This is a genomic window from Lysinibacillus sp. NPDC096418 (genome assembly GCF_044762775.1).
Classification (GTDB): Bacteria; Bacillota; Bacilli; order Bacillales_A; family Planococcaceae; genus Lysinibacillus.
This window is the reverse complement of record NZ_JBIWEY010000064.1, coordinates 1-8,073: the sequence shown is the minus strand read 5'-3', so window position 1 is coordinate 8,073 and position 8,073 is coordinate 1. Positions and strand designations below refer to the sequence as shown.

Sequence of the window (8,073 nt, the reverse complement as noted above, 5' to 3'; positions counted from 1 at the left end):
TGATTTGATAATTTAACTAAGTAGACCTGAACTTTCCAAATCAAGTATTTGGACGGTTATTTGGTATACACAAATTTAGTATAACATGATATTTTCATTATTTTTAATAAAAATTATTGACAACTATCAGCTGGTTTTGTTGAATAAAGTAGTTGCCCTTATAATAGTGAAATTAGCGCTATTTCACAAGCAAATTAGTATACGCTACGCTTATTTCCTACCACTCAAAATCATTGCATTTCCTAATACTTTTTTGTTCAATAAAAGCTTTGGCAATTGCATTACTTTAGCAAGCTTGTAATCATTCAATTCAGATACACCATGTTTTTTTAAGACATTTAGGAGCTCTTTTTCATCTCCAAATTTTTTTTCATCCGTAAACAAATCTAAGAAAACAAATTTCCCACCAGGTTTTAACACTCTTAATGCCTCTTTAATTACTTCAGTTTTATTTTCTCTATCTTTTACTTCATGGAATGTTAGGCAACTTACAATTATATCAAACTCATCATCATTAAAAGGAAGTTCTGCAGCACTTGCTTTCAGAAAATCAGTCCTATCAGAAACCCCTTCTATTTCTGCATTCTGTTGACATTGTTCTTTAGAATATTCCCAATTTCCTCCCCAATAATCAATTCCAGTTAAAAAGGACTTAGGAAAAGTCTTTGCCAGTTTAATAATCAGTGAATCACTCCCTGTTCCTATATCTAGTATTTTTCCTTTTCCATCCCAATCCACTTTGGCAACAATTAAATCATGTATTTTTGACTGATAATTCCCCCCAAATGCTGCAAATTGGTAAACTGAATAAGAAAGTATAAATGCTATATAAATAAAAGGCAACGCTAAAATCCCTGATAAAACTCGCAGATATAAATTAACAGGTAATAATGTTACCAAGAGAAGAATGAGTGAAATAACAAAAATAATAAGTAATTTGTAAATTCGAATCCAAGTTTGATATTTAGCTTTTGTTTTCAAGTTATCAGCCATCCTTAAATAATCTATTCTTTGTTTGTTATAATTATAAAAGAAATTTATAATCCTTTGTTAAACCTTTAAAGATATTTTTTTACTAGTTGTCAAACACTCTTATTCAACAATCCTGCCATTTAATTTAATAACAATTGTTTCAAAATCCCATGTTTTGGACAATTGCTTTATTCAACAATATGGCCCTTTAATGGAGGAAGGCGCATTCATTATTAAAGAAATGCGCCCGATTGTTGAAAATCGTTATTGAACTAAAGCACCACGTTCGTATTATAAGGTCAGCCGGAGAAATCTGGTTGACTATTTTTTATTCAATTTATAGATTGATAGTAGCCGGGGTAGAACGGAAGCACCCGTGGGACTCGATCCCGACAACTAACATGTTCACCCTCTACTTGTTAACACATGATTAAGCTGGTTGGGACATAGTGATCCCGTATAACAAGCGAACATATGAATGACAAGTTAGATAGAGGTTACCGGTCAATCCATTACCTAAGGAGGAGATAAACATGAATCCAGTTGTTGGCCTGGATATTGCAAAAGGTGAAAGTCAGGTTCAAATGTTCTTGGATAAAAAAATGCCCTATAAAAACAGTGTGAAAGTTGATCATACGGTGGAAGGATTAGAAGAGTTACACTCTTATTTACTAGATTTAGCGCGTCAAACAGGGATGAAACCACCTATTGTTTTAGAAGCGACAGGTCACTATCATACCCCAGTTGTACAGTTTTTAGAGGCACGAGAGTACATTGTTATTATCGTCAATCCGCTCGTTTCATACCAAGCGAAAAGCTCTAACTTACGAAAAACGAAAACAGATGCCATTGATGCCTATCACTTAGGTGAACTGTATTACAAAGAGGATTTAGAGCCTCAGAAAAAGCGTGGTATTCGGCTTTTAAACCTTCGGCATCTGACAAGGCAACACGAAAATATCACGGGAATTATGGTTCAAACAAAGCTTCAATTTCAAGCTGTATTAGATCAAGTTTTTCCTGAGTATAAAGGAGTTTTTGGTGATTTGTACGCTGAAATTTCATGAAGGACTTTACAGTCCTACCCTACATCTGAATCAGTACTAGACGCAGGTGTAGAAGAGATTTCACAATTTATTGATAGGCATTGTAAAGCACGTTCATTTAATTGGGCGCAAGAAAGAGCTAAAGTATTAATCGCAGCTGCAGAACGCAACCCATTTCAGTCAACGCTTTATCAAAGCCTTCTCGTCAGTCTGAATATGTATATTGATTTACTTCAAGCGTACCGCCAACAACTTTCTACGTTAGAGCGTGAGATTGATCAATTGGTGGCACAACTCGAAGAATATGAACTAATCCAGTCACTTCCCGGCGTAGGTGAAAAAATCGCTGCCACGATACTTTCAGAAATTGGGGAAATTGACCGGTTTAATCATCCCAAAAAGTTAGTAGCTTTTGCAGGACTAGATCCCAGTGTGTTTGAATCTGGGCGCTTTAAAGGCACAAACAATCACATTACCAAACGTGGCTCAGCTAGGCTTCGGCATATGCTTTACACAGCCGTTCGCTGCTCAATTCGTGATAGTCGTAAAAAGAAAACAACAGATGAGACTATTGCACGAAATAAACGATTACGAGCCTTCTACGAATTGAAACGCGAGGAAGGTAAACCATATAAAGTAGCTATTATAGCTTGTGCTAATAAGCTTTTACACTGGATCTATGCGATTTTAAAAACAAAAACACCGTTCCAAGAAACTATTTAACAATAGCATTTTCAAATAAAACAAAAACCTTCCACAAAAAATGAGGAGGGTTATTTGTGTTGAACATTTTTAGTATAGCATGAAGTGTTTTTTGATTAAAAATGTTTTTCTTGACATTCTATTAGCTGGTTAAGTTGAAGAAGAACCTTTTCTTCTAATGCACATTTTTTCGGAATACGTCTCAAATTCCTAACAGTTCGTATTAACAAAAAGCTTCTTCATTAAAAATAAAAAGTTCAAGATCGAAACTTAACGACATTATCGTGCGTCTATATTACAAATATTCTGAAATCAAAAAGGAGCCTTGCTATGAAACATTTATCAATTTATGTTTTTATCTTTAACTTACTTTTTTATGCACTAACCATTTTTAATATTGATCTTGTTCCAGGTATAGTATGGCGAAGCGTATTAATTACAGGACCTATAATAGGGATTATCTTAGCCTTGTTGTATTCTAAAGGAAAATTTAAAGTAATAGGATTATCTGGGAATTTGGTCGTTTTTGTCATTGCCATACTTTTGCCGTATATTGTTACAACATTTATTTGGAACCGACCATAGTAAGTGCACTTCTGCAGAGCCAATATCTAAGCACGTCTTTTAGATATTGGCTCATTTAATTTGAAATTCATTAATTATTCTGCTAAGTTTTTTTGTCATCTGTGTTGCGCCGTATGTTCGAATTGTGTATTATCCTTCAATTTCAATTTTCTCTAATTCCAAGTGTTGAACAGTTTTATTCCATTCGTCATACTTATAGCTGCATTTAAACATATACAAATACTGCTTTTTTTATGAGATTGAAGTAATTCTCTAGATAGAAATTGACTTATCACTTAGATTGTATTGCATCTTAGTCTGTAGCTAAACAATCACTATTTCTGTATTCTTCAACTTTTCACCAGTGCGACATAAAAACAATGGAATTTATCAAATTTCTTATTGAACTAACCTGCCCCGTTAGTTCAATAAAGAAAAAAAGAGCTGCATATGCAACTCAATGACCTTCAAGAAAAGCTACCCGATTGTTTAATACATTGCATCCTTATAAAACAGAACGTTATAAATCTGCTACTTTTTAAATGCAACAATATACCAAACGATATTGGCAATTAGTGACATAACGCAAAGAACGATCACATATAGAAAATCAGAAACATTATAAGTAACCGTTCCCATTACAAATGCCAGTACAATTATTGAAAGTGATATAAGTAACCCTACTCCGCAAAAAACTGCCATAACATATTTCATTCCTTTAACTCCTACCCAATACAAAATTAAAGACAGAATATAAAAGACAAGAAACATTATAATATTCAGCCACATACCTAAAGAATTGAATCCACCAGGATCCGGAAAGGGAGTTAGCGAAGCTGCAATCATTATAAAACAGAAAAGTAGCCCCGAAATTATGGTCATTAAGATAACACCATTTCTCATTCTACAACCTCCATAAGAATAATTTTTGGTAAGTTCACTTTACATATAGCACCTCAACAATCTGGCCCGATTGTGGAAGATCGCTATTGAAGTTAAGCCCCTTTTATTTAAGTGCACTTCTTCACAAACTTTATCTATTTATTTAATCTATACCTGTAACAAATTTTTCTAATAGGGGGAAAAACACTATTTGCTTTTTTCTTCAAACCAATTTATTACTTTATTAACTTCTTCACGATGTTTAGCCAGTTCTTCCTTGGTAATTAAACCTGTTTTAAGATTTCTCTTAAAAAACGACCTTACTACGCTTAATACATCATCTAAAGTTAATATACCACCCACAAAATCGTGATCTGCACCTTTAATTTCGAGATATGATGCATTTGGCAATTCTTTATATAAAAGTTGACTTTGTTGAACGGGACAGATTTCATCATAACTTCCTTGAATTATTAATACTGGTGGGGTGTCCCCTTTTATATAATGAATAGGATTTGCTAGTTTTGCCTTTACACTTTGCTCTTGAACACTCCCACCTAGAAATTTTGATTCTGGAGAATTCGGATTATTGTGCCATCCTCCCATTTCAAGTAAATCTACTGGACCCGCCAAGGTAGCAACTGCATTAACCTTTTCCGATATGAATTGTCCCTTAGAAGAAAATTCAGGATGATCTGCACTTAATGCTGCTAGAGTGGCTAAATGTCCTCCTGATGAATGCCCCCAAATACCCACTTTATTTTCGTCAATATTGTAATTTTTTGCATTTAATTTAACCCAACGAATTGCTTGTTTTACATCTTGTAGTGGAGCTGGAAAAATTGCTTCTCCACTCAACCGAAAATTAATATTAATACATACAAACCCATATTTTGCGAAAGAGGCATTCCATTCACCACCTACTTTACTTTTATCACCAGACATCCATCCTCCGCCGTGTACATAAATTATAGCAGGAAAAAATTCTTCTGCTCCTACTGGTTTAATAATATCAAGTCTTAACTCTCGTTCATCCGTTTGACCATAAACAATATCCACCAGTTTCTCAGTTTGATACATTTCCATATTTCCCCTCCTCATTTAGTTCAATATTAATTGAACTATAAATTTTAGTCAATATATGTTAAACTGAATTCAAAATTTATAAGGAGAAGTTTTATGAATATTAAGGTTCTTGACTCAATAGCTTATGAGGTACTTCTTAGCCTGTCACTTTATAAGAGACAAACTCATCTAAAATACTTAGCAATTTCAAAAGATTGGTATGAAGAAACTAAACGTAAAATATCCAAGGGATTGGATAAGGAAATAACGGAGTTGGAGGATCTGCATTTTGAAGATTTATCGGTACATTTAATTCAGCATTGCCCGTATAACAATTTTAAAGGATATCACTTATGGCTTTCTGAACTACCATTAGGGGAAATGTACGAGTTATTAGCACCATATGTGAGCGAAAAAAGGGGAATGCCCGTTGACCTAGATAGGAGAAGGAAAAAACATCTATTGATTTTATCAAAATGGTATCAGGAATATTTTATTGATATTGAGGAAATGATATCTCCAATTTTAACTCATAATATTAAGAATGTTGTTCTAGCATCCTTAAACGAACATCCCTTTAGTGAAATTGAAACCATAACACAAGGATTCAATATTGAAAATTTACGAGTCACAGAAGTTGTTCTTGCCCCTACTTGGCATTTCCGCCCTTTATCTTTAATTGATATTTTCAATGAAAAAGCAGTTCTTACTTATCCTTGTTTAATGAGTGTAAGAGATGAGACATTACTTATTACCAAAGCATTAGCGGAAGATAAACGATTACAAATTCTTAGTAGTATGAAAGAAGAAAGTAAAACATTCACTGAACTTGTTCAATTGATGGGGATGACTAAAGGGAATATCCATCATCATTTATTACTGCTTCGTTCCGCGGGTCTATTAAGAATTACTCCAACAAGACAGGATTATTTTCTTTATAATTTTAGACATTGCCGAGTTAATGATTTATCTAACCTATTATTAAATTTTTAATGAAAAAAAATCTCCAAAATATTGAGCTGCATCCCATTTAATGGACGCACAATCTACCAAAAAAGTGTTGCAGCTCATTAAAGACGATTTTTTCTTGGTTTCATACATCTTAAAACGGAGCCACTAAAGCACATATATTTTAGTTTTTAAACTTATATTCTACCTTGCATTGAATTATCCTTATTCAACTATCCTGCCCCGTTAGTACAATAAGAAAACAGCTTTATTCTTTATCTTTCTTCTAATATTCTTATATAAATTCAAACGCAAACATTAAACCTAAAGGGATAGTTAACCAAAGCAGAGAATTGCTCAATATAATTTTAAAATAAGAAGTATTTTCTAATTTGTCTTTGGAAACGAACCTCCACATCAACAGTGCCCCAAAAGCCCATACTGGTATGACTAAAAAGAATTCTGGCGTCAAAGTATCAGATTCTCCTAACGCCCCTTCTGCAAAAAACCAAGAAATAAATAATGCAACAAAACCAGTAAATATAACATTACCTATAACTATTGATTTCATTTTTAAGCCTCCTTTCACTTTGTGTATATAAATGCCACCCCCAGACTTGAAGTAAAGCACCCCCTTTTCGTTCAATGTTTTACATATATTAACTTATTAAACACATTCGCAAAAAAACCTCTTCTTCAACTAAACTGCTCGGTTAGTTCAATAAGAAAAAGAGCTGCCTATGCAACTCAATGATCTTCAAGGAAAGCACCCCGTTAGCCATCCATGTAGCGCAAAAACCAGCGCCACGCCACAGAAAATGAAAGATGATTAAGTTCTTTCATGGGAGTTTAAGTACATTTTAATTCAAATATCCCAAAGCTAAAACTAGCACAAATGTTCGGATTGAATTATAATTAACTTATCTAAATACAAAAGGGGTCCTGCCTTATGAGTCAAAGAGTTGCCTACTATGATGTTGCACCGGATGGTATGAAAATTATGATGGACATGGAGAAATACACTAAGAAATCTACAATTAATCGAGCAACTAGGGAACTTATAAAAATTAGAGTCTCTCAAATTAATGGATGTGCTTTCTGCATTGACACACATACTTCCGATGCCCGTAGGATGGGTGAAACCGAACAGCGTATTTATTGTTTAAGTGCTTGGAATGAATGTACTTTTTATACACTTGAAGAAAAAGTTGCTCTAGAATTATCTGAACATATAACTTTAATTCCTACTAAAAGAGTTCCGGATGACCTATATGATCGGGTCCGTGAATACTATGATGAGCAACAGTATGTTGACCTTGTTCTAATCATCAATCAGATTAACAGTTGGAATAGAATTTCTATTGCAATGGGGAATACAGCAACTGAAAAATAAAAACATTTAAACGAACATCTCACGGTGTTCGTTTTTTCCTTCCTTTGTTTCGCAATTTCTTTCGATATGTATTACAAAAATCTTTTTTCACTAACACTTGATAATGTTCTTTAATTGCTTCAAATGTTTCCGAAGAAACTGAACTAATCACATTTTCTTTACTTATTACTTGTGGTTCTTTTCTATCTTGTCACTGTATATTTCAACGACTACGTTATGCTGATAAACAGCTTGTACTTTCCCTAAAACTAAGCCGTTATTTATGCAAACTAAACAATTTGAACCTAAAATCATTTTAAATTTCCTCCTTTCGTTACTGTACAATATCTTTCAGATATTCATTCAATGTAGTGATGGAATTTAAAATTCCGCATTGGTATATCTGTATAAAGTAACCTTCTTCTTCAACTAAACTCCCTCTATAAACATTGATGTATCAACGGTTTCAACCATTTCGTGATGGAGAAAAAATTTTTTCCACTTCATTTATAAACAGTGTTT

Annotated in this window: 8 protein-coding genes and 1 pseudogene; 4 read left to right on the top strand and 5 right to left on the bottom strand. The window is 33.5% G+C overall.

Annotation, left to right across the window (positions count from 1 at the left end; translation table 11 throughout):
- Positions 1-210 precede the first annotated feature (210 nt).
- On the bottom strand, positions 211-993 hold the full coding sequence (locus ACIQZG_RS24065; RefSeq protein WP_402758623.1) for a class I SAM-dependent methyltransferase: 783 nt from the start codon (positions 991-993) through the stop codon (positions 211-213).
- Positions 994-1,505: 512 nt separating this feature from the next.
- Between ACIQZG_RS24065 and ACIQZG_RS24060 the strand changes: the two are divergent.
- Positions 1,506-2,741: pseudogene (locus ACIQZG_RS24060) on the top strand (IS110 family RNA-guided transposase).
- 309 nt (positions 2,742-3,050) lie between these two features.
- Positions 3,051-3,305: a hypothetical protein gene (locus tag ACIQZG_RS24055; RefSeq protein ID WP_402758621.1), complete on the top strand. Its 255-nt coding sequence runs from the start codon at positions 3,051-3,053 to the stop codon at positions 3,303-3,305.
- Between the two features lie 510 nt (positions 3,306-3,815).
- On the opposite strand, the gene ACIQZG_RS24050 is transcribed toward ACIQZG_RS24055, so the two are convergent.
- Together ACIQZG_RS24050 and ACIQZG_RS24045 are read right to left on the bottom strand one after the other, a co-directional pair.
- Positions 3,816-4,187 carry a DUF5391 family protein gene (locus ACIQZG_RS24050; RefSeq protein ID WP_200749829.1) on the bottom strand — a complete coding sequence of 124 codons (372 nt, stop codon included), beginning with the start codon at positions 4,185-4,187 and terminating at the stop codon, positions 3,816-3,818.
- A gap of 186 nt (positions 4,188-4,373) precedes the next feature.
- On the bottom strand, positions 4,374-5,252 hold the full coding sequence (locus ACIQZG_RS24045) for an alpha/beta hydrolase fold domain-containing protein (protein WP_402758619.1): 879 nt from the start codon (positions 5,250-5,252) through the stop codon (positions 4,374-4,376).
- 93 nt (positions 5,253-5,345) lie between these two features.
- On the opposite strand from ACIQZG_RS24045, the gene ACIQZG_RS24040 reads away from it, so the two are divergent.
- Complete coding sequence (locus tag ACIQZG_RS24040; protein WP_402758617.1) at positions 5,346-6,224, top strand: ArsR family transcriptional regulator; 879 nt, start codon at positions 5,346-5,348, stop codon at positions 6,222-6,224.
- Positions 6,225-6,474: 250 nt separating this feature from the next.
- On the opposite strand, the gene ACIQZG_RS24035 is transcribed toward ACIQZG_RS24040, so the two are convergent.
- Positions 6,475-6,750 (bottom strand): hypothetical protein, encoded by a 276-nt coding sequence (locus ACIQZG_RS24035; protein ID WP_219364032.1) that lies wholly within the window; start codon positions 6,748-6,750, stop codon positions 6,475-6,477.
- Positions 6,751-7,128: 378 nt separating this feature from the next.
- On the opposite strand from ACIQZG_RS24035, the gene ACIQZG_RS24030 reads away from it, so the two are divergent.
- Positions 7,129-7,572: a carboxymuconolactone decarboxylase family protein gene (locus tag ACIQZG_RS24030; RefSeq protein WP_402758614.1), complete on the top strand. Its 444-nt coding sequence runs from the start codon at positions 7,129-7,131 to the stop codon at positions 7,570-7,572.
- Positions 7,573-7,737: 165 nt separating this feature from the next.
- Here the strand turns inward: ACIQZG_RS24030 and ACIQZG_RS24025 are convergent, their stop codons facing one another.
- Positions 7,738-7,866 (bottom strand): hypothetical protein, encoded by a 129-nt coding sequence (locus ACIQZG_RS24025; RefSeq protein WP_402758612.1) that lies wholly within the window; start codon positions 7,864-7,866, stop codon positions 7,738-7,740.
- Between the last annotated feature and the right edge of the window lie 207 nt (positions 7,867-8,073).

Bases quoted from the DNA above. Each gene is read 5' to 3' on its own strand.
- ACIQZG_RS24030 (WP_402758614.1), top strand. From the start codon at position 7,129: ATGAGTCAAAGAGTTGCCTACTATGATGTTGCACCGGATGGTATGAAA.
- ACIQZG_RS24035 (WP_219364032.1), bottom strand. From the start codon at position 6,750: ATGAAATCAATAGTTATAGGTAATGTTATATTTACTGGTTTTGTTGCA.
- ACIQZG_RS24050 (WP_200749829.1), bottom strand. From the start codon at position 4,187: ATGAGAAATGGTGTTATCTTAATGACCATAATTTCGGGGCTACTTTTC.
- ACIQZG_RS24065 (WP_402758623.1), bottom strand. From the start codon at position 993: ATGGCTGATAACTTGAAAACAAAAGCTAAATATCAAACTTGGATTCGA.
- ACIQZG_RS24040 (WP_402758617.1), top strand. From the start codon at position 5,346: ATGAATATTAAGGTTCTTGACTCAATAGCTTATGAGGTACTTCTTAGC.
- ACIQZG_RS24055 (WP_402758621.1), top strand. From the start codon at position 3,051: ATGAAACATTTATCAATTTATGTTTTTATCTTTAACTTACTTTTTTAT.
- ACIQZG_RS24045 (WP_402758619.1), bottom strand. From the start codon at position 5,252: ATGGAAATGTATCAAACTGAGAAACTGGTGGATATTGTTTATGGTCAA.
- ACIQZG_RS24025 (WP_402758612.1), bottom strand. From the start codon at position 7,866: ATGATTTTAGGTTCAAATTGTTTAGTTTGCATAAATAACGGCTTAGTT.